Annotated in this window: 18 protein-coding genes; 6 read left to right on the top strand and 12 right to left on the bottom strand. The window is 70.8% G+C overall.

Annotation, left to right across the window (positions count from 1 at the left end; genetic code table 11):
* Positions 1–58: 58 nt before the first annotated feature.
* Both MK786_RS13950 and MK786_RS13945 read right to left on the bottom strand, forming a co-directional pair.
* Entirely contained in the window at positions 59–733 is a 675-nt protein-coding gene (locus MK786_RS13950) for a response regulator transcription factor (protein WP_241112842.1), read from the bottom strand.
* On the bottom strand, positions 726–1,925 hold the full coding sequence (locus MK786_RS13945) for an ATP-binding protein (protein ID WP_241112841.1): 1,200 nt from the start codon (positions 1,923–1,925) through the stop codon (positions 726–728). Before MK786_RS13945 ends, MK786_RS13950 begins: the two co-directional genes overlap by 8 nt.
* Before the next feature lie 115 nt (positions 1,926–2,040).
* Here MK786_RS13945 and MK786_RS13940 point away from each other — a divergent pair, with 115 nt between their 5' ends.
* Genes MK786_RS13940 through MK786_RS13930 form a run of 3 tightly spaced genes read left to right on the top strand, consistent with a single transcriptional unit; the run spans position 2,041 to position 4,474 of the window.
* Positions 2,041–3,621, top strand: a complete 1,581-nt coding sequence (locus MK786_RS13940) for a PspC domain-containing protein (protein ID WP_241112840.1) — start codon at positions 2,041–2,043, stop codon at positions 3,619–3,621.
* 12 nt (positions 3,622–3,633) lie between these two features.
* Complete coding sequence (locus MK786_RS13935) at positions 3,634–4,023, top strand: hypothetical protein (protein ID WP_241112839.1); 390 nt, start codon at positions 3,634–3,636, stop codon at positions 4,021–4,023.
* Between the two features lie 43 nt (positions 4,024–4,066).
* The gene (locus MK786_RS13930) at positions 4,067–4,474 is read left to right on the top strand and encodes a YccF domain-containing protein (protein ID WP_241112838.1); all 408 of its coding nucleotides are present in this window, start codon (positions 4,067–4,069) and stop codon (positions 4,472–4,474) included.
* Between the two features lie 68 nt (positions 4,475–4,542).
* On the opposite strand, the gene MK786_RS13925 is transcribed toward MK786_RS13930, so the two are convergent.
* Genes MK786_RS13925 through MK786_RS13905 form a run of 5 tightly spaced genes read right to left on the bottom strand, consistent with a single transcriptional unit; the run spans position 4,543 to position 11,683 of the window.
* The gene (locus MK786_RS13925) at positions 4,543–5,610 is read right to left on the bottom strand and encodes a peptidase C39 family protein (RefSeq protein WP_241112837.1); all 1,068 of its coding nucleotides are present in this window, start codon (positions 5,608–5,610) and stop codon (positions 4,543–4,545) included.
* A gap of 1 nt (position 5,611) precedes the next feature.
* A complete protein-coding gene (locus tag MK786_RS13920) occupies positions 5,612–7,186 on the bottom strand; it encodes an ABC transporter ATP-binding protein (protein WP_241112836.1) in 1,575 nt (524 codons plus the stop codon).
* Entirely contained in the window at positions 7,183–8,046 is an 864-nt protein-coding gene (locus tag MK786_RS13915) for an ABC transporter permease (RefSeq protein ID WP_241112835.1), read from the bottom strand. Before MK786_RS13915 ends, MK786_RS13920 begins: the two co-directional genes overlap by 4 nt.
* A complete protein-coding gene (locus MK786_RS13910) occupies positions 8,043–9,038 on the bottom strand; it encodes an ABC transporter permease (RefSeq protein WP_241112834.1) in 996 nt (331 codons plus the stop codon). Before MK786_RS13910 ends, MK786_RS13915 begins: the two co-directional genes overlap by 4 nt.
* Positions 9,035–11,683, bottom strand: a complete 2,649-nt coding sequence (locus MK786_RS13905) for an ABC transporter substrate-binding protein (RefSeq protein ID WP_241112833.1) — start codon at positions 11,681–11,683, stop codon at positions 9,035–9,037. Before MK786_RS13905 ends, MK786_RS13910 begins: the two co-directional genes overlap by 4 nt.
* An 89-nt stretch (positions 11,684–11,772) precedes the next feature.
* Between MK786_RS13905 and MK786_RS13900 the strand changes: the two genes are divergently transcribed.
* Complete coding sequence (locus MK786_RS13900) at positions 11,773–12,480, top strand: DUF1684 domain-containing protein (RefSeq protein WP_241112832.1); 708 nt, start codon at positions 11,773–11,775, stop codon at positions 12,478–12,480.
* 34 nt (positions 12,481–12,514) lie between these two features.
* Here MK786_RS13900 and MK786_RS13895 read toward each other — a convergent pair whose 3' ends face one another.
* Both MK786_RS13895 and MK786_RS13890 read right to left on the bottom strand, forming a co-directional pair.
* A complete protein-coding gene (locus MK786_RS13895) occupies positions 12,515–15,571 on the bottom strand; it encodes a hypothetical protein (protein ID WP_241112831.1) in 3,057 nt (1,018 codons plus the stop codon).
* Between the two features lie 93 nt (positions 15,572–15,664).
* Positions 15,665–16,426 carry an EAL domain-containing protein gene (locus MK786_RS13890; protein WP_241112830.1) on the bottom strand — a complete coding sequence of 254 codons (762 nt, stop codon included), beginning with the start codon at positions 16,424–16,426 and terminating at the stop codon, positions 15,665–15,667.
* Between the two features lie 177 nt (positions 16,427–16,603).
* On the opposite strand from MK786_RS13890, the gene MK786_RS13885 reads away from it, so the two are divergent.
* Entirely contained in the window at positions 16,604–16,948 is a 345-nt protein-coding gene (locus tag MK786_RS13885; RefSeq protein WP_241112829.1) for a hypothetical protein, read from the top strand.
* A 6-nt stretch (positions 16,949–16,954) separates the two neighbouring features.
* Here MK786_RS13885 and MK786_RS13880 read toward each other — a convergent pair whose 3' ends face one another.
* Positions 16,955–17,395 carry a helix-turn-helix domain-containing protein gene (locus MK786_RS13880; protein WP_241112828.1) on the bottom strand — a complete coding sequence of 147 codons (441 nt, stop codon included), beginning with the start codon at positions 17,393–17,395 and terminating at the stop codon, positions 16,955–16,957.
* 154 nt (positions 17,396–17,549) lie between these two features.
* Between MK786_RS13880 and MK786_RS13875 the strand changes: the two genes are divergently transcribed.
* Positions 17,550–18,941: a diguanylate cyclase gene (locus tag MK786_RS13875; protein ID WP_241112827.1), complete on the top strand. Its 1,392-nt coding sequence runs from the start codon at positions 17,550–17,552 to the stop codon at positions 18,939–18,941.
* Between the two features lie 108 nt (positions 18,942–19,049).
* Here the strand turns inward: MK786_RS13875 and MK786_RS13870 are convergent, their stop codons facing one another.
* Together MK786_RS13870 and MK786_RS13865 are read right to left on the bottom strand one after the other, a co-directional pair.
* The gene (locus MK786_RS13870; RefSeq protein WP_241112826.1) at positions 19,050–19,841 is read right to left on the bottom strand and encodes an ABC transporter permease; all 792 of its coding nucleotides are present in this window, start codon (positions 19,839–19,841) and stop codon (positions 19,050–19,052) included.
* Positions 19,838–20,917 (bottom strand): ATP-binding cassette domain-containing protein, encoded by a 1,080-nt coding sequence (locus MK786_RS13865; protein WP_241112825.1) that lies wholly within the window; start codon positions 20,915–20,917, stop codon positions 19,838–19,840. The genes MK786_RS13870 and MK786_RS13865 overlap by 4 nt, the downstream gene beginning before the upstream one ends.

Here is a 20,917-nt window from a genome sequence, read left to right as displayed (position 1 = left end):
CGCGCACGGAACCCGCCACGACCGGCGCCCCGGCGCTCCCGTACGGCGGGCATCAGACTCAGAGCAGACGGCGCTCCGAGGCCCAGGCGGTCAGCTCGTACCGCGACGAGAGCTGCAGCTTGCGCAGCACGGCGGAGACGTGGGTCTCGACGGTCTTGTTCGAGATGAACAGCTCCGCGGCCACCTCCTTGTAGGCGTACCCGCGGGCGATGAGGCGCATGACCTCCTGCTCGCGGGCCGACAGCCGGTCGAGCTCGTCGATCGCCGTCGCTGTCTCGCCGGCGACCGCGCCGAACGCGTCGAGCACGAACCCCGCGAGCCGGGGCGAGAAGACGGCGTCGCCCCCGGCTACCGCATGCACGGCGCGGCTCACCTCCTTCCCGGACGATCCCTTCGTGATGTAGCCGCGGGCGCCGGCGCGGATGACGCGCACGACGTCCTCCGCGGCATCCGACACACTCAACGCGAGGAACCGCGTGCGCGGAGCCAGCGGCGATGACCGGCGCAGCACGGCTTCGCCGCCGCTGGCGTCCGGAATGCCGGCATCCGCCGCGCCCGGCAGGTGCACGTCGAGCAGCACGACGTCGGGCTGCAGTTCGGCGATCACCGAGACGGCACCCGCGACATCGTCGGCCTCGCCGACGATCTGCACGGACGGATCGAGGTCGGCCCGCAGACCGGACCGGAAGATCGAGTGGTCGTCGACGAGCACGACGCGGAGCGTCTCACCCACGTCGGGCCTCCTCCCCCGCGAAGTGCAGATGGACCTCGGTGCCGATGCCGCCCGCACCGGGCTTCACCGTCGCCGTGCCGCCGACCCGGCGCAGCCGCCCGATGATCGACTCGCGTACGCCGAGTCGGTCGCCGGGCACGTCGTCGAGCGAGAACCCGGGGCCGCGATCGCGGACGTAGACGTCGACCCCTGTCGCGGTGCCCTCGATGTAGACCGAGACATCGCCGCCGGCATGGCGCGCCGCGTTGAGCATGGCCTCGCGAGCGGCTGCGGCGATCTCGCCGCTCGCACGCTCGGTGGACAGGCCGGCGGAGACCACGTCGATGCGCACCGGGAAGTCGAGCTCGAGACCGCCCGCGTAGTCGCGGAGGTCGGTCGGCAGATCGCTGTCGACGGGACTGTCCCCGTCATACAGCCAGGAGCGCAGCTCGCGCTCCTGCGCCCGCGCGAGCCGTGCCGCCTCGCTGGAGGGACCGGCGCGATTCTGGATGAGGGCCAGCGTCTGCAGCACCGAGTCGTGCAGGTGCGCAGCCATCTCGGCGCGCTGCTCTTCGCGAATCCGGCGGGTGCGCTCGCCCGACAGCTCGCGCCACTTCGCGATCAGTGTCGAGGAGTAGACGGCGGCGATGCCGGCCATGATGGCGACGGCGAACAGGAAGGCGACGAGTCCGGCCTCCTGCAGGATGCTGACCTGCAGGACGATCAGCGCCGCCAGGACGCCCGTCACCGTAAGGCGCACCGACAGCTCGTGGCGCGGTCCGCGCGCAGGGTCGTCGCGGTCGACGAACGTCGCCCACATCCCCGAGGCGACCGCGCACACGGTCGTCAACCCGACCCAGACGAACCATCCCGGCTGCGTGGTCAGAGGCAGCTGCCCCGCGATCGTGGCGAGGAGCTGCACAGTGGTGGCGATCAGTCCCAAGCCTGCGGCCGCAGCGAGGAGCCACGCCACGGGCACGCGTCGCGTGGGCGCGGCATCACCCTCCTGCCACGGCGTGAACACCCAGATCCACGCGTACAGCAGCGCGCCGGCGCCCCAGAGCAGCGTCAGCAGCACGAAGATCGCGCGCACCGCGGTGGTGCCCCAGCCGAGGTGCGCGGCGACCGCCTCCGACGTGCCCGACACCGCGCACGCGCGAGGACGACGCAGAGGCACGCGCTCGCGCACGGCGGGAACGGCGGACGAGGACATGCCGCAATCCAACCACCTCGAAGGTTCGCGCGCCGCGCGTCCGTGGCGAAGATCAGGGTCGACTCAGGGGATCACCCCATGGCGAGCGGCGGTGAGGGAGCCGCAGGATCGAAGCATGACCGATTCGACTGCCGCGCCGGATGCTGCGCCCCTCGCCGACCCCGGACCGCCGCCGCCCCCTCCCGGTGGCCGCGCTCCGTCGTGGGACCGCTTCTTCGCCTGGCTCACCGACCTCGGGCTCGCCCGCGGCGACGGCTGGATCGGCGGGGTGTGCGCGGGCCTTGCCGCCCGGCTCGGGATCGACCCGGTCATCGTGCGTGGGGTCTTCGTGGTGGCGGCACTGTTCGGGCTGCCGATGTTCCTCGTCTACGGGCTCGCGTGGGCGCTTCTGCCCGACCTGTCGGGGAGGATCCACCTGCGGGATCTGGTCGACCGCCGCTTCGACCCGGCCATGGTGGGCATCGGCCTCATGCTGCTCATCGGCATCTTCCCCGTCGTGCCCTGGTTCTTCGCCGCTGCCCAGCCCTTCGGTCCCTTCTTCGACTGGTCGCCCTGGGGTGCGTTCTGGACCCTCGTCACGGTCGCGGTGATCGGCGGCGCCATCTACCTCATCGCGCGGTCCTCCTCGCACCGCGCCTCCACGTCCGGCGTCGCGCCCGGGATGGATCCGCGAAGGGCTTCCGCGGACCCGGGCGACGCCGGCGCACCCGCGCAGGACGATTCGGGCGTCCGCGCGACGGCGGATCCGGCGGGCGCCGACTCAGCATCGTCGGCCGCCGGATCTGCCCTGATGCCCCCTCCCCTCGAACCGGCGGTGCCCTCCGGCGCCACGGACGCCGAGCTCGCCGCGTGGCGCGAGCAGCATGCAGCGTGGAAGCAGCACGACCAGGCGTGGCGTCGCCAGCAGCAGGATGCCGAGCGCGCCGCGCGCGAGCAGGCACGGGCCGAACGCACCGCCGCGATGGCCGCGTTCACCGCCGAGGCGGCGGAGCAGCGCCGCCTCCGCCGGGCATCGAACCCGCGGACGAGTTTCGGCTCGGTCGTGTTCGTCATGGGCGCCGCGCTCGTCGTCGGCGCGGCGACGGCGCTGTGGCGCGGCGCAGCGGAGCCGGGCGAGCCGCTCGTCGCGGTCGCCGTCGGACTGTTCGCGGCGGCACTGGTCGTCGCGCTGGCGATGGTCGTCGCCGGGGCGATGCGCCGCCGCAGCGGTTTCCTCGCCTTCCTCACCGTCGCGCTGCTGATCGCCGGCGTGAGCACGACGGCCGTGCCGGTGACGCGCGGCATCGTGTTCGGCGACGCGAGCGTCGGGTCGTGGGACCCGCGGGAGTTCACCCAGGTCTGGGGACACCTCCACATCGACATCGGCGACGTCGGCGGCACCGACGGCGGGACAGTAGTCGACACCATCCGGGTCGACAAGCGCAGCGGCTCCACCGATATCTGGGTCGGCGCCGGGGTCATCCTGACCCTGCAGGTCACGAGCCCTGACGGCGTGGAGTGGTCCACCGTCGACGACCGGACCGGCGAGTACATGACGGGCGGCGAATGGGAGGGGGCGGAGCTCGCCGACGGCCGTACGAGCATCCGCCAGCGCATCGACACGGCGCGCCCCGACTCCGACGTGCCACCCACGCGGCAGACCGTCGTCCTGGACCAGCAGTCCGGCACGGTTTCCGTCTCCATCGCCCAGCCCTGAACGGACACCACCATGGACACCGAACCCACCGCACCCCTCCCGCCCGCCCCACTCACTCCGCCGCCGCTCGCGCTCGCCCCGCCCTCCGTCGCGACAGCCGGGCCGACGGATGCCGCGGCCCTCGCCGCATCGCCGGCAGCACTCGCCGATCCGCGGGTGCGCTGGGCGGGCATCGTCTGGGGCGCGGTCTTCGCCGCGCTCGCCGGATTCGCCCTGTGGGTGCTGGCCGAGGCATCCCGTCTCGATGACGTCCGGGAGTGGCTTCGCTCGCTGTCGCCGGCGGATCTCCAGCCGGGATGGGTGGTCGGGATCACCGTCCTGGCCGGCGGCGTGCTGCTGCTTATCCTGGGCGGCGTCGCGCTGCTGCGCAGCGCCCAGCTCCGCGTGACCGTCGAACGATGACCGCGCCGGGCTTTCGATCAGGGAGCGTTGACAGGATGTACCCGTGCGCACCGTCCTGAACATCATCTGGCTCATCCTCGCCGGCCTCTGGCTCTTCCTCGCCTACGTGCTCGCGGGCATCCTGCTGTGCATCCCGATCATCACGATCCCGTGGGCGATCGCGTCGTTCCGCACGGCGAACTACGCGCTGTGGCCCTTCGGCCGCACGATCGTCGCGAAGCCGAGCGCCGGCGTCGGCTCGTTCCTCGGCAACGTGATCTGGGTGATCTTCGCCGGGTGGTGGCTGGCACTCGCGCACATCGCATCGGGCATCGCGCTCCTCATCACGATCATCGGCATCCCGCTGGCGATCGCCGACTTCAAGATGGTGCCGATCTCGCTCATGCCGCTCGGGAAAGACATCGTCTCGACGCGCGAGGGCGCCTTCGACCGCACGCTCACCTCCCGCTGAGTCCGGCGGCGGTCGACCGAGAGTGGACGATCGGCTGCCGCGACCTGCCGCCTCCGGTGGCTCAGACGTCAGTCGACTCGAGTGAAGATGACGCCCCGGTAGGCGTCGTCGCTCCAGCGCACGAGACGATCGAGATCGTCCGGATGGATGGGCAGTTCGTGACTGTCGACCCAGGTCTCGCCCGCGTCGACGCCCACCCACGGATCCTCGACGACCAGCGTGTCGCCGACGCGAGCGTGGGCGACGACCCAGTGCGGACCGGTCTCACCGTGCATGGGCTCCTCGTCGATGAGCAGCAGCGCGTGCTCGCCCGCGTCGACGCGGCGAACGACCTCATCGATGTCGACGCGGTCGCGACGGACCGGGATGCCGCGTTCCTGCGCCTGGCGGAGGGAGTCCTCCTGCAGCTCGGCCCGGAAGGAGCGGTCGAAGCCCGTGAAGTTCTCGATCAGGACCGGCCCCTCGGAGTCGAGCGCGACCTCGACGGGAGCATCGCCGAGGTGGTCGTGCAGCGCGACCGCCAGGCCGATCGGCTCGCACGCCGGGTAGTTGCTCGCCCGGCGCCAGAAGCCGAGCTCCACATCGCGGTCAGCGGCACCCGCGCCGAACCCGCCCGCCGCGCTGCCCTCGGCGGCGATGAGCGCGGCGACCGCCCCGCACGTGAACAGCGTGGTCTGGGCGTAGTAGCCCGGCTCATCGTGCGCTGCCGGGACCAGCCAGCGCACGTATCCGCGGACGTTCTCGGTGCCCACCGCCGCCCACGGTCGACGCATCGGCACGAAGCCCAGGTCTGCGGCGAACGCCGGCAGCTCCCCTCCCGCGTGGACCTCCCACTTGACCGCCACATCGCCGTGCGCGAGCGCGTGCTCGGCGACCGCGTCCACCAGACCCGCGGCGGCGGCCTCGTCGGTGCACCACACGTCCGTGATCTTGACGGCAGCGGTTGCGGGGCGGCCGCGGGTGAGGACGGCGGCGAGCAGCGCATCGTCGGCGCCACGGGCGGCCCACGCGGCCGGGCGATACTCCTCGCGCGCGCGGCGCCAGGGGTCGAGTCGCTCGGCCGACAGGCCCATCCCCTCGAGCTCATCGGCGACGGATGCCGGTGACGAGGAGTCGACACGGAGGGAAGCGGGCATGTCAGTCCTTCTTCGGGGATTCGAGGTTGGGGTGGGTGTTCTCGCGTCGTGCGGCGGCGACGAGGAGGGCCGTGTACTCGTGACGCGGCTCGGTCAGCACCTGGGCGCACGGGCCGGTCTCGACGACCCGGCCGTTCCAGAGCACGGTCACGGTGTCTGCCAGCATCCGGACCACGGCCAGGTCGTGGGAGATGAACAGGATCGCGATGCCCAGTTCGTCGCGCAGGCGCGTCAGCAGGGCGAGGATCTGCGCCTGCACCGACACGTCGAGCGCCGACACGGACTCGTCGCAGATGAGCAGACGCGGACGGGGCGCGAGCGCACGGGCGATCGCGACACGCTGACGCTGTCCGCCGGAGAGCTCCGCAGGACGCTTGCGAGCGAAGCCTGCGGGAAGCCCCACCGTCGTCAGGAGCTCGGCGACCTCGGTCGCGGGCCTGCCCGCGACGCCCAGCGCCTCGCGCAGGATCGCGCCGATCGACATCATCGGGTTCAACGAGGAGTACGGATCCTGGAAGACGATCTGCATCTGCTCCGGGGTGCGGGAGCGCCTACCCGGCGCGAGCGGCACGCCGTCGAACACGATCGACCCGGCATCCTCGGATTCGAGGCCGGCGATGCACCGGGCGAACGTCGACTTGCCCGAACCGGACTCGCCCACCACGCCCGCGATCTGCCCCGGGGCGATGTCGAGGGCGACGCCGTCGAGCACCTGCCGTTCGCCGAAGTGCTTGTCCACGCCGCTCGCGCTCAGCAGCAGCCCGGCCTCGTCGACGGGCGCCGCGGCCACGGGCGGCGGCGCGACGGTCATCGTGGGGTCGGCCTCGATGAGAGCGCGCGTGTACGGATGCTGCGGCGCGGCGAGCACGTCCGCGGTCGCGCCGCGCTCGACCACTGCGCCGTGACGCATCACGAGCACATCGTCGGTGCGCCCGCGCACCATGCCGAGATCATGGGAGATGAGGATGACGCACAGGCTCCGCGCCCGCTGGACGCTGCGCAGTAGATCGAGGATCTCCGCCTGGTTCGAGGCATCCAGGGCGGTCGTCGGCTCATCGGCGATGATCAGCTGCGGGTCTGCGGCGAGCGCGGCCGCGATCGCGACGCGCTGACGCATGCCCCCCGAGAGCTGGTGCGGGAAGGAGCGGGCGACGTGCGCCGGCAGCTTCACCTCCTCCAGGCGATCGGCGACGAGGCGGTCGCGCTCGCCCCGGGGCAGGCGGCGGCCGGCCGCGGCATCCAGGGTCCACCCGATCTGGTCGCCGCAGCGGTGCACCGGAGAGAGGCTGGTGAACGGGTCCTGGAGCAGGAGCGTCACCGTGCCGCCACGCGCCGACCGCCACGCCGGCTGCGACGACTCGAGCGAGAGCTCCCGCTCGCCGATCCGCACGCTGCCCTCGGCGCGGAAGCCGCGCGGCAGGAGTCCGATGAGCGCCTTCGCGGTGAGGGTCTTGCCCGAGCCGGACTCGCCGATCAGCGCGAGCGTGCGTCCGGCCTCGATGACCGCATCGATCGGCTGCACCATGGGGCCGTCGTGGCCGATGACGGTGAGCCCGGTGATCTCGACACCGCTCACAGCGTCTTCCCCACCTGTGAGAGGCGCTGCCCTGCCCAATCGCCGACGAGGTTGACCGCGGAGGCGACGAGGATGATGAGCACGGCCGGGACGACGACGGCCGCCGGGTTGTCGAACATGATCGCGCGGTTGTCGGTGAGCTGACGGCCCCAGTCCGGGATGCCGGGCGGCACGCCCACGCCGAGGAACGACAGCGATGAGAAGGCGACGATCGCGAAGGCGACGTTCAGCATGACGTTGGTGAGCACCAGGGTCGAGACGTTGGGGAGGAGGTGTCGGAACATGACCCGCCAGCGCGAGAGCGACAGCATCCGTGCCGCCTCGATGTAGGGCCGGGCGGACTGCTCCAGCACACCAGCGCGGACGATGCGGATGTCGGACGGCGAGAACAGCAGGATCAGCAGCCCCACCGTGACCCAGTACCCGCCGCCGAAGACGCCCGACACGACGATCGCGGCCAGCAGCACCGGCAGGGCGAGGAGCAGATCTGTCCAGCGGCTGATGACCACATCGAGCCAGCCACGCTCGTAGCCGGCGAGGGTGCCCAGGACGATCCCGAGGACCATCGAGCCGAGCGCGACGCAGAGGGGCCCGATGAGAGCGGATGCTGCGCCCGCGACGGTCATCGCCCACACGTCGCGGCCGAGTTCGTCCGTGCCCAGCAGGTGCCCGGGGGTTCCGGGGGGCAGAAGCCCGGAGAGGATGTCCTGCCGCATGGCGTCGGGGTAGAGGATGCCGCCGAACACGACGGCGAATGCCGTGACGGCGAGCACGACGAGCGCGAAGATCACCGTGACGGACGGGCCGCGACGACGACGACGGCGCGTGGGCGCGGCGAGCAGATCGATCGCGGCGGTCATGCGGGCAGCCCTCCTCGGCGGATGCGGGGATCGAGGAGCAGGTACGCGAGGTCGGCCAGCAGGGCGATCACCGCGATGACCACGGCGACCAGCAGCGTCAGCGACTGCACGACGGCGATGTCCTTGAAGAGGACGGAGTCCTGCAGCAGCGTCCCGAGCCCGGGAAGCGCGTACGTGGTCTCGGCGAGCACAGTGCCGCCGACGAGGAAGGTGAGGACGAGACTCGCTCCGGTCACGATCGGGATGGCCGCGTTGCGCAGCGCGATGCGCTGCACCTGCGGCTCCGCGATCCCACGGGCCCGGGCGGCGGTGACGTAGTCCGACTCGAGCTCGCGGATCATCGCCGTGCGCGTGAGCTTCACCACGATCGCCCCGAGCCCCAGGGCCAGGGTCACCGCCGGGAGCACGAGATGCCAGAGCGTGTCGAGGCCGCCGGATCCCGCGCCGTAGACGGGGAAGATCCGCAGGTAGTACGCGAACGCGTACAGCAGCAACAGGCCGACCGCGAAGGTCGGTGCGCTCAGCCCGAGCACTGCGAGACTGTTGGCGGTGCGGTCGGCCCACCCGCCCGCCCGCACCGCGCTGTGCACGCCGAGCGGGACGGCGACGACGACGGCGATCACGAACGACAGTGCGCAGAGGGTCAGTGTGAGGCCCACGCGCTGGCCGATGGCGTCCGCGACGGGGACCTGGAGGCGGATGGACTGGCCCAGGTCGCCGACGAGGAAGGCGCCGAGCCACTTGAGGTACTGCAGCCACACCGGGTCGTCGAGGTTGTACTGCTCGCGGATCGCCGCGACCGCCTCCGGCGAGGTGGGGCGATTGCCGAGCAGGTTCTTGACGATGTCGCCGGGAGCCAAGTGCATCAGGGAGAAGATGACGACCGACAGCACCAGGAGCACGGCGAGAACGCCGAGCACGCGCACCACGAGCAGCCGGCCGACGGACCGGTACCGCGATGCGCGCGCTCGGACGGGGAGGGGCTGGGTCACTGACCCGCCCGGTACAGCTGGGTCGGCCACGAGGAGATGAACGCGAACGAGCTGTAGTCGTTCATGCCCAGGTCCTTCGCGAAGGCCGTGGCGGACTGCCCCCACCACAGCGGGACGTTGATCGCGTCCTCGGCCTGCAGCGTCTCGGCCTGCACGAGAAGATCGATGCGCGCTGCCGGATCGGACGCCGCGCCGGCCTGTGCGATCAGGTCGACGATGGCGGGGTTGTCGTAGCCGGCGGGGTTGCCGGCGCCCAGGAGGTAGCTGGGCACCTCGGCCGGGTCGCCGAGCGTCGAGAAGTACCACATCAGGTTGACACCGTGGTCGGACGAGGCGTCCAGGCTCGCGAGCCACTCCTCGATCGGCACCTCACGGACGTTCAGCGTGATCCCGACCTCTTCCAGGTTCTGCGCGAGGGCCTGGGCGGCCGTGCCGAGCTGCGGGCCCGTGTTCGGGGTCAGCAGCTCCGCCTCGAATCCGTCGGGGACCGACGACTCGGCGAGCGCGGCCTTCGCTGCATCCAGGTCGTAGTCCCACTGAGGGATGCCGGCGAGCACGTCGCGCGCTTCCTCGGCTTCGTAGGCGGCACCGAGCGATTCGGGCGTCATGATGGCCGTCGCGGCCTCGCCGTGGCCACGCAGGAGCTTGTCGACATACGCCTCGCGGTCGACCGCGTGGGCGAACGCCTCCCGCACCTTCGGGTCGTCGAACGGCGCGACGTTGGTGTTGAAGTAGAGGCCCACGTACGACAGATCGTTGACGTAGTCCACGCGCATCGTGTCGAGGTTCTCCCACTGCTGCGACTGCGCCAGCGGGACGTTGAAGGCCACATCGACGTCACCCGACTGTGCCGCGAGGAGTCGCGTGGACTCGTCGGGCACGAAGTTGACCGTGATCTCCTTGACCTTCGGCAGCTCGCCCCACCACGTGTCGACACGCTCGAAGGTCACATGCGAGTCGGGCGCGAACTCGGTCACCTGGTAGGGGCCCGATCCGAGCAGCAATGCGTCGGGCGTGCCGACCTTTCCGTCGTGCTCCTCCCAGAACGCCTTCGAGGTGACGAAGGCGGCGCCACCGGTGCTCATGTTCGACGCGAACGCCGCATCGGGCTCCGTCAGCGTGATCGTCACCTCGGCGTCGCCGGTCTTCTCGACCGTGTCGACGTTGGTGAGGTAGTACGCCAGGCCCGGCGAACTGGTCTCATCGCGCGCCTGCTCGAGGCTGAACACCACGTCGTCGGCGGTGACCGGGGTGCCGTCCTGGAAGGAGGCATCGTCGCGCAGTTCGTACACGTAGGTGAGCTCGTCGGTCTGCTCCCAGGACTCGGCGAGGCCGGGCTGCACCCGACCCTGGGCGTCGATGGAGACGAGGCCCTCCTGCGCGATGGAGGCGATGTAGTAGTTGAGGATGCCGGCCTCCTGACCGACGTAGAGGCTCGACAGGGAGCCGGGCAGCGCGACCGTGATGTGCTCGATCTCGGCGCCGGAGTCGGGGGCGGTGGTGTTCTCGGGCGTGGCGCTTGCGCACGCGGTCAGCAGCAGCGCGCTCGCTGCGGCGACCGTGGCGGCCTGCGCCAGGCGGGCGGTGGACGGGAACGGCATGGCGGGGTTCTCCTCGGGTAGGGGTGCGGCGGTGCGGAATCTGGCGCGATGGCTCTCGCTGCGCCGACGGGCGTCGAGAGTGGCCTCGACTTCCGCCGTGGTGGGTCGGTGAGATGCGAGCGTGCGGATGGCGGCGGCGACGGCGGGGATCTCCGCGGCCTCGAGCAGGGTCGTCGCCGATGTCCGGCGGGTGAACGACGGCGAGAGGCCGAGGGCGCGAAGCCCGTTCGGCAAGGTGATGCCGGCGAGGTCGGACTCGGCGACGAACGCCGTGCCGACACCGTGGGCCGCCAGCGCGATCGCGGCGTCGGGGCGGCCGGTGACGATGTCCTCGGGGCGCTCGATGCGCCCGATCGCCTCCGCGACGACGTCACTGCACGTGCCGCGGCCGCGAATCCAGGGCAGGCCGCTCAGTGCACGGGGGTCGAGACGGCCGGCGGGCGCATCCACGTCGGTGACGGTGAGGGCGACGACTTCCTCGGCGAAGAGGAACGTCGAGCGCGCGCCGGCACGACGCGGCGCCGGGCGGCGGCGGCTGCCGGCGGCGGCCACATCGATCGTGACGGCGACGTCGGCCCGACCACCGCGCACCAGGTCCAGAGCCGCAGTGGTGTCGTCGGTCTCGTGGACCGATACCTCGATCCCCGGGATCTCTGCCGCCAAGCGTGCGAAGGCCGGCGCGATGACGTGTGCCACGCACTCGACGGGCGCGGCGATGCGGACCACTCCCGCCCTCCTGCCGAGCACGCGTGCGAGCTCGGTCGCCGCGGCTGTGAGGCTGGCATCGATGCGCGGTGCGTGCTGCGCCAGCAGCGCTCCGACGGGAGTGAGGGTGGCGGCTCGGGCGGTGCGAGCGACGAGGGTGGCGCCGAGCCGCGCTTCGAGCCGCTGCACGTGCTGGGTGATCGTGGGCTGGGTGAAGCCGAGCGCACGGGCGGCTGCGCTGATGGACCCCTCCTGGTCGATCGCGACCAGGATCCGCAGCGAGTGGACATCGAGGGCGCGCGTCAGTGCATCGATCTCCGGCGCATCGGTGCTGTCCATAGGAGGATGCTATTCACACTCAGATTTCGATGGTGTAACAATATGTATCGGTTGGATACTCGGCGTCATCGAGCACCAAGATGGGACGCATGAACGCCGCGCACGACCGCTGGACCGCGACGAGGGATGCCGCTGTCTGGGCACCGCACGGCATCGCCGCGCTCACTGCCACCCTCTGGCTCGACGACGTCGAGCGCGAGTACGACGGCGTTCCCGGCTGGTGGCGGGCTGACGGCACCGCCGCCGTCGGCCGCCAGACACCGGGCGACCTCCGCCTGCAACGGGGCGAGGCGACACATCTCGGCGACCTCATGGTGCGTGCCGTGGACCGTGACGGAGCGATCGCGTTGCGGGCGTGGGATCCGGCCGCCGCATCGCGCCGCGGCATCTCGGCGATCGAGCGCGCTGCCTACGATCCCGCATTCCGCGTGCGCGGCGAGTTCGGGGCGACGCCCCGCGCGGCCGAGCGAAGCACGGTCGACGGCCGACGAGACGACATCGTGTACGCGGGCGCGGTGATCTTCGAGCTCGACGGCGCGAAGCTCGAGCTGACGGTCGAGCAGGAGGACGACGGGTCGCTCTTCGCCGCCTTCTCCGATGCGACCAGCGGCACCGAGAGCTACCGGTTCCGCTTCCTCCGCCTCGCGGCGCCTGACGCCGCAGGGCGCGTCGAGGTCGATCTCAACCGCGCATATCTGCCACCCTGCGCGTTCTCGGACCACTACACCTGCGCGTTCCCGCCCCCGGGCAACCGGTGGGCGGTCCCCATCACGAGCGGCGAGCTCCTCGTACGCTGACTACGCGCGACCTGCGGCATCCGGTGGCGCCGTCTCAGGAGGGGACGGACGCCTCGTCCTCCCGCCGCTTCCACGGCATCGCGAGCAGCAGCCCGACCAGGGCGAGCGCACCGCCGATCGCCGCCGCGATCCACGGCGTCTCGGGCGGGATCTCCAGGTACGTCGTGATGCCGAGGATGCGCGCAAGGCCCCAGGGCAGCAGGCCCAGCTCGTCGTTCCACAGAGCGAGCGCGCGCTCCAGGCCGATCGTCCCGATGACGACTGCGGGAACGGCCAGGCCGGCGCCGACGCCGGCGAGCACGTAGCCGATCGCCCGGCGCGCGCGCACCTGCGCCGCCAGCGCCCAGCCCGCGGCGACGAAGACCCACACGAAGAGCGCGAATGCGACCGCGATGTAGGCGGTGCGGAAGGCGGGCTCGGTCCAGAAGGCGAACCAGTACCCGCCCGGACCGGTGAACGACAGCGCGACGAGCGTCACGATGCACCGCAGCATGATCACGCCGCCCACCGCGGCGATGACCGGCCACGGCGAGCGCCGGCCGACGAGGATCCGCACGACGAGCGCGAACACCGCCCATGCCGCGAAGACGACGGCGAGATGCGTCCACGACAGGAACGACGTCTGCACCGCGCGCGTCGCCACGAGCAGCGCGGCCGGGACGATCAGCAGCAGCCAGCGATCGAGCTCGAGCATGCCGAGCGTCGATTCACGCGCCCGCCACGGTCGCGTCGACGCGATCCACGACGCGCGGGCTGCCGCCGCGCCCGGCCGGCGAACCAGGCTGGTCCGGGCCGCGAGCATCCCGATCACGACCCACGCGATCGCGAGCACGAGCAGGATGCGAGCGAGCCACGACATCAGCAGGTCGCGCTCCGCGCGCTCCACACCGAGTTGTGCGGCGGTGAGGTTGTACGCCGGGTAGTCGATGTCGCCCTCGTACGTCTCCAGGTGCGCCGCGGCGAGCGCCTCGAACTCGGCCCGATCCGCGTCCCACGCGGCGTAGGCGTCGGGCGACAGCGTGTCGTGCCACTCCCCCTGGTGCAGGATCATCGCGCGGTACGCCGCCAGCAGCCGGAGCACGTCGGCCTCGTAGTCGAGCGTCCCGGTGAAGGCGTCGCGCAGTGCGGGGTCGCGCCAGGTCGCGGCATCCGTCTCCGCCACCGCCTCGCGCATGCGCTCGACCGTCGCGACGGCCTGCTCGCCCCCCGCGATCGCCTGATCGATGTCGCCGCCGGTCGCATCGCGGGCGATCGCGTAGAGGACGTCGAGAACCGCGGAGTCGCCGGTGAGGATGTCCCACTCGAAGATCCACATCATGGGCGGCGGCTCGAGACCGATCGCGAACACGCGCTGATCGGCGAACTGCTCGATGTAGAGGCCCTGCTCGATCGCCTCGCGCGACAGGTCCATCGCCTCGACGATCGCGGCGACGGTCTCGGGGTCGTCCGAGAACCACTGCCGGGCCCAGCCGGCCGTCACATCGGCGACGTCGGTCTCGGTGTCGCGTGCGAGCGCGGACGCAACCACGGTGTCGAGCTCGTACAGCTGCCAGAACCCTGCCTTGAGGTAGAGCGTCATCGGGCCGGCGCGCCACGGCCCGCCGTCTTGCGTCCAGACCCAGACGCCTTCGATGTTCTCGTTCGCAGCGAGCAGGGTCTGCAGGGCGTACTGATACTCGCGCCCGAGGTCGTTGGGGAACGCGCCGAAGTTCTCGAACTCGCGCCGCGACTGGAACTCGACGATCCGCCGCTGGGCGCCCTGCTCCAGCGTGTCGTTGAGCGGCAGCCAGCTGTAGAAGTCGCCGAGCGTGTACTTGGTCGAGACGATGAGCGCCGGAGAGTCGATGCCGCCGAGCACCTCCTCGTACGAGACGGGGTTGGTGTGCATGTCGCCGACCGCGCCGACTCCGACACTCCAGGTGCGGAAGATCACTTCGCGATCGGATGCCTCGGCCTGCGCGCTGAGCGTGTCGAGCATCGTCCGCACGGCCTCGGGGGTGCGCACCGCGAGCTGCGAGTAGTAGTCCCAGCCCCCGACGTCGTACACCTCGCCGGCTTCGCCGATGCGGATGAGGATGCCGTCGAGCGCCGGCTCGGCAGCGTAGAGCTCGTCGAGCCCGGCGGCGTAGACGTCCCACAGCGCGGGGTTCTCGGTGTCGAGCGATCCGAACGTGTCGACGAGGTAGTCCTCGAGCGGCGTCGTGAGGGTGAGCATGTCCGTGCGCAGGAACACGTCCATGCCGAGCTCGTCGGCGTGCTGCCAGAACGGTCCGAACGCGTCGCGCAGCGCGACCGCCTGCGCGCGGTGCTCGTCGCCCGGCGTGTAGACGACGCCGTCGGCGACCTCGTCGAACGCCACGAACTCGATGAACCCGGGAAAGGCCACGGCGTTGTAGCCGTTGGCCAGCGAGTGCCGGATGAAGACGTCGAAGTCGTCGAACGCCTCGGCGAGCGCGGCCTCGTCGATGTAGGGGGGCTCGGGGAGCAGCACCTGGGCGAAGGCCTTCGACGCGTGCGAGTAGTCGGTGCCGGACTCCCAGGCGGCCGGGTCGGGCTCGACGCCCACGGCGCCCATGTCGACCATGCGGAACGGCAAGCGCGACGGTGCGTGCTCGCCGATCAGGTCGTTGAGCGGCGCAGCGGCGCGTACCCGGGCAGCGAGCTCATACAGCGCTCTCGCAGCCCCCGCGTCGGCATCGGCATCGATTCGAAGGGCGGACGCGTCCCCGGTCAGACGATATCCGTCCGGCTCCGGGACCTCGCCGTCGTCTGGCTCGCTCTCCTCCTGCATGACGGCGACGGTGATCGTCACGGATCCTCGGCGTTCCGAGGCGGCGCCGATCGCGCTGCGGAGCTCGCGCACCGCCGCCTCGACCCGGGGGGAATCCGGCGCACTGACGGCGCCGAGCGATGGAGGCGCAACCGGTTCGGCGATCTCGGGCGCCGTGGGAGCAGCGGGGGCCATCTGCTCGGCCGGTTCGGCGCGGATGCCCAGCGCATCGCCCACGGCGGCGCCGAGTCCGGTTCCGAGGGCGAGCAGCACGAGAGCGGTGATGACAGCGAGGATGCCTCGCCGTCGCGCCGTCGTCATTGGACTAAGTTACCTCGCCCGGACCAGTGCTTTTGACCCGTCGAGGGCAGCCGCAGACAGCGTCCTCGGGGGGTGGTCGCTGCGGACCCCGGGTCAGTTCGGCGCACCGCTGCCCGGGAACGCGATCTCGGAGTCCGGCGGCCGGATGAGGAAGCCCTGCGCGCGATCGCAGCCCAGCTCGACCGCGATGTCGAGGTGGGTCAGCGTCTCGACGCCCTCGGCCACCACACGGAGCCCGGCATCGTGCGCGACCGCGACCGCGTCGCGCAGGGAGGCAAGCGCGGGGCCGCCTGCCGACCGCACGAGACGACCGGGGATCTTGACCTCGGTGAGCGGGAGGCGGGGAAGCAGCTCGGACGGGAGCGAACCCTCGCCGTAGCCGGGAAGGGAGACCTCCACACCGATCTCGCCGAGCGAGCGCAGCTGCGCGAGCACGACGGGGTCGTCGACCGCCCCGTCGGCGGTGAGCTCGACGATGAGCGACCCGGTCGGGACCCCGTGGCGCCGGCATTCTTCGGCGACATGCATGGCGAATGACCCGTCGGTGAGCTGCAGCGGCGAGACGTTCACGGCGACGGCCCATGGACGACCGGTCTCGTGCCATTCGGCCTGCGCACGGAAACCCTCGGCGAGCATCCTCCGCCCGAGCGCGTGGATCAGTCCGCTGCGCTCGGCGACCTCGATCACCGTCTCGGGATCGATATCGCCGTGACTCGGGTGCTCCCATCTGCACAGCGCCTCAGCTGCCACGATCGACCCCGTCTCGAGGGAGACCTGAGGCTGGTAGACGGCGAAGATCTCGGGACCGGCGACCGCGGCCGCCAGGTCGGTGGCGAGGTCTTCGGAGGTGAGCACCTCCCTAGACCACCTGTTCTGGGCCGCGATTGCAACCGCGCACGCCTCGCGCGGGCATCGGGTAGATTCCGCACTCGCGTCATCGGTGCGCATTCCGGATCGGGCGTGCGGCCCTCGGCGCCCGAAGGCCGCCTTCTCTATAATCTTCACGTCGCAGCTGTGGCGGGGAGGATCGCGATGGCGTTTCGGAATCAGGAGACGTTGGAGTCTTGGCTCGCCGAGTACCGCTCGCTCGGCAGACCACTGGCGGATGCCGCGCGGGTGACCGTTCAAGACGGAGATGGCGGGGCGAACACCGGGCTGGTGATCGTGCGGCTCGGTCATGCTCCGACCGGCGTCTTCATCCAGCCGGCTACGCAGGAGGCGTCCGCGTGGGTCGCGACGATGGAACCCCGCGAGGAGATCCTGGTGCTCGATCCGGCGGGGCTGCTCGAGCTGTCTGCCGAGCTCGCCGCGGTCTCGGATCTGTGCGCTTTCCTCGAGGAGAAGTCGCGCGCGTACGAGGGCACCGACGTCGCCTGAGCGGCGTCAGTGCCGCGCGCCCACCGTGGCCTCGGTGAGAGACTTCAGCAGCTCGGCCGATCGGCCGACGAGGATCTGATCGGCAGCCCCGACGGCCACATCGAAGTCGTCGTCGAACCGGTTGAGGACCGACCAGGGGTCTGCGGCGATGTCGATCGTGACCGTGATGCGGTTCACGCGACGGTCGTCGGGGTCGACATCGCGCCGCACCACGCCCCGCTCGACCAGCCGGTCGATCAAGGTCGTCACTCCGGCTGAGGTGATCCCGAGGTACTCGCGGAGCGCGGTCGGGCGCGTGCCGGGGTTGGCGACGATGTACAGCAAAGCCCGGGCATCGGTGTCGCTGATGCCGAGGCTGACGCGAGCGGCGATCATCGCGGCATTGCGCGCATCGAGGTACTGACGCAGCGCAAGCCCGAGGGTCCACTCCGGTGTCCCGTTCACCATGCGGCCATTCTCTCTCACGCTGGGGAAAGCAAGTACTTCACCATCTAATAATTAGCCATCTTAGCTAACGTGACGTAATATCGGAAGAGCGGGAGACCCTCTCCTGCTCAACGCGACGTCGTCACCGCCGTCTCGTCACGACGCACCGCTCGCGGTGCAGAAGCCGGAGGCTCTCGTGAACGGCGGCACACTCGGCCTCGCGACTTGCGGTCAGATCGCCGTGGATCAGGACTCGATGATCGTGGACGCTGACTCCCAGGTTCTGGAGTGGCTCAACTGCGACCGCGACGAGGTCGTCGGGCATCCCCTCGGAGCAGTCCTCACGCTGCGGATGCCGTTCTCCGGCTCCGGCGGCCAGCGTCCCACCGATGCCACTCTGCACGGTGTGTCAGGGGTCGTGCGCCCCGTCGTCGTCGGCTCTCTCGGAAAGATCGAGTCCGGCGTGGAACGGATCGCGATCTACGACGTCTCGACGCGCTCGGCGTTCAACCTCGGATTCCGGGGCGCGGAAGCGAAGACCGAGCGCGGCCGGCATCGACTGCAGATCCTGCTCAACGCGGCGGTCGGGTTCGGCAACGTGAGATCGGAGCTCGATGCCGCCGAGCTGCTGGTCGACGTGGCGCAGCGAGCGTTCGCCGCGAGCGCCGTCAGCGTGCACATCAGCGGACCAGACGGAGTGTTCCAGGCGGCCGGGACGAATCCGCTCGCCGCTCACTGGCCGGAAGGCCTTCGTCCGACCGGCACCGTCACGATGCTCGGCGGCGAGGTGCTGATCGTACGCTCGCCTGACGAAGCGGACTCCTACGTGCCCGGCATGAGCGAGGTCTTCCACGCCGGCGGAGTGCACGCCGCGATCGCCTCGCCGATGCATTCCCACGGTGACGCGGTCGGCTCCATGGTCTGCTTCTTCGACCATCCACGCGAGTTCGATGAAGAGGCCGTCCCACTGGCCGACGCGCTCTCGAATCAAGCGGCCCAGGCGATCGCCCGGATCCGCCTGGAAGACACTCTGCGCCGCGCAGCGATGCACGACGAAGTCACCGGGCTTCCGAATCGGCGTCTGATCGAGGAGGACGTCGTGCGCACGCTCTTCCACGCGGAGTCGGCGCTGACCGTCATCTTCATCGACCTCGACGGCTTCAAGGCGGTGAACGATCTCCTCGGGCACGCCGCCGGAGACGCTCTCCTCCGTGAGACCGGGCAACGGCTGCGCGACGTCACGCGACAGTCGGACGTCGTCGGACGCTTCGGCGGGGACGAGTTCATCGCCGTCGCTGCGGTGGACGGGGCCGGCGATGCCGTCGCCCTCGCCGAGCGCATCCGCGCCGCGATCGCCGAGCCGTACGGCGAACTGCCCTCCGAGCTCACCATCACCGCGAGCATCGGCGTGGTCACCGTCGGCAACGACGGCGCCGCCGTCATGGACCAGCTCATCCGCGCGGCCGATCATGCGATGTACGAGGCGAAGATGGCCGGCGGCGATCGTGTCTCCGTCGCACAGACGGATCTCACGTCGGCCCCTGGGGGCTCAGCACTCCCGGTCTGAGCCGGGCGCCCGGCATCCACGGGCGAGTTGCCAGTCCGGGTGGGTTTCGCTCGCGCGTTCTCTCCAGGACTGGCAACTCGGCGCCCGCGGATGGTCCGGGGACCGGGTTCAGCTGCTCTTGCGCATCGCCCGGATGCCGGCCCACAGGCCGAGCGCGGCGAGCACCAGCGCGGCGACCCAGCCCCACAGCACCTCGACCGCCCCGAGGTCGCCGGCGAACAGCGCGCGCTCGGCCTGCACCACCCAGTTCACGGGGTTGACGGTCGAGACAGCCTTCATCCACCCCGGGCCGTCGTCGAGCGGCAGCAGCATGCCCGACAGGATCAGCAACGGGAAGATCAGCGTCTGCTGCACGCCCCAGAACAGCCACTCGCGGTCCTTGGTCTTCAGCGCGAGCGTGTACGACAGCGAGCCGAGCCCGACGCCGAACACAGCGAGCAGCGCGAGACCGATGACGAGCCCGGGGACGTTGATGGTGAAGCCGAACGGCCACGCGATCAGCACGATGATGAGCGCCTGTACCACGATCGGAGCGATCTCCTTGAGCGCCCGGCCCACCAGCAGCGACGACCGCGCGAGCGGGGCGACGAGCGTGCGCTCGTGAGAGCCCGTCATCATCTCGTACTGCAGGTTCGAGCCCGTCGCGCCCGTGCCGAACAGCACGATCATCACGAGCACACCGGGCACGAACCACTGCAGGGTCTCCCCCACCGGCGCGCCCGACGAGCCGATCAGCAGCGGTGCGAAGAGCCCGAGGAACACAAGGGGCTGCACCAGGCTGAAGATCAGCGTGAACGGGTCGCGCACAACGGGCTTCAGCTCACGGGTCAGCACGTTCCAGGTGTCGCGGGCGGGGTTCGCGCGCACGGCCGTGTCGGGCCGGATCTCGGTCGCGGTCATCGCTGGACTCCTTCCATGACGGATGATTCCGATCCGCCGCCTGCGGCGGCACTCGATCCGGATGCCTCGGCCGAGGCATCCGTGTTCTCCTCTGTCTCCTCCGCATCACCCTCGCCGGCCTCGCGCAGCGTGCGTCCGGTCAGGGCGAGGAACACGTCGTCGAGCGTCGGCGGAACGCCGGTCGCCCGCTGCACCTTGATGCCCGCGGTGTCGAGCGCACGCACCGCGGTCGGCAGCAGCGAGTCGCCGTCGGGCGCCGTGAGGATCACGTCCGCGCCCTCGGGGCGCACCTCACGGTCGGTCAGCCGCTGGATGACCCCGACGGCGGCCGCCGCATCCGCTTCGCTGCCGAAGCCGAACGTCAGCAGGTCACCGGCCAGGTTCGCCTTCAGCGCGGCAGCGGTGTCATCGGCGATGACCCGCCCCTTGTCCATGACCATGACACGCTCGGCATAACGGTCGGCCTCCTCGAGGTAGTGCGTGGTGAGGAACACGGTCGTGCCGTACTTCACGCGCAGGTCGAGGATGTGCTGCCACAGGTTGGCGCGGCTCTGCGGGTCGAGGCCCGTCGACGGCTCATCGAGGAAGATGAGCGGCGGCGCGTGCATCAGCCCGAGTGCGACGTCGAGGCGTCGCTTCTGCCCGCCCGACAGCTGCTGCACCGATCGGTTCGCGAACCCGGAGAGATCGAGGGACTCGATCAGCTCGTCGGCCCGGGCACGGCTCGCCGGCTTCGACATGCCGTAGAACGCACCCTGACTCAGCAGCTCGTCGTGGGCCCGCTGCGAGAAGCTGCCGCTGGTCAGCTGACCGACGTAGCCGATGCGTGCCCGCACATCGGCCGGCTGCTTCAGGATGTCGAAGCCGACGACCCGCGCCGTGCCGTCGGTCGGAGGGATGAGGGTCGTGAGCATGCGCAGGCTGGTCGATTTGCCCGCGCCATTGGGTCCCAGGAACGCCACGAGCTCGCCGCGCGCGACCTGGAAAGTGAGGTCGGTGACCGCCTCGACGGTCTTCTTCTTGACGGCGAAGCGCTTGGTGAGGCCCCGCGCTTCGATGATCGGTTCATTCGTCAT

Origin of the sequence: Microbacterium sp. CFH 31415 (assembly GCF_022538185.1) — a bacterium.
Taxonomy (GTDB): domain Bacteria; phylum Actinomycetota; class Actinomycetes; order Actinomycetales; family Microbacteriaceae; genus Microbacterium.
This window is presented reverse-complemented; position numbering and strand designations above follow the sequence as displayed.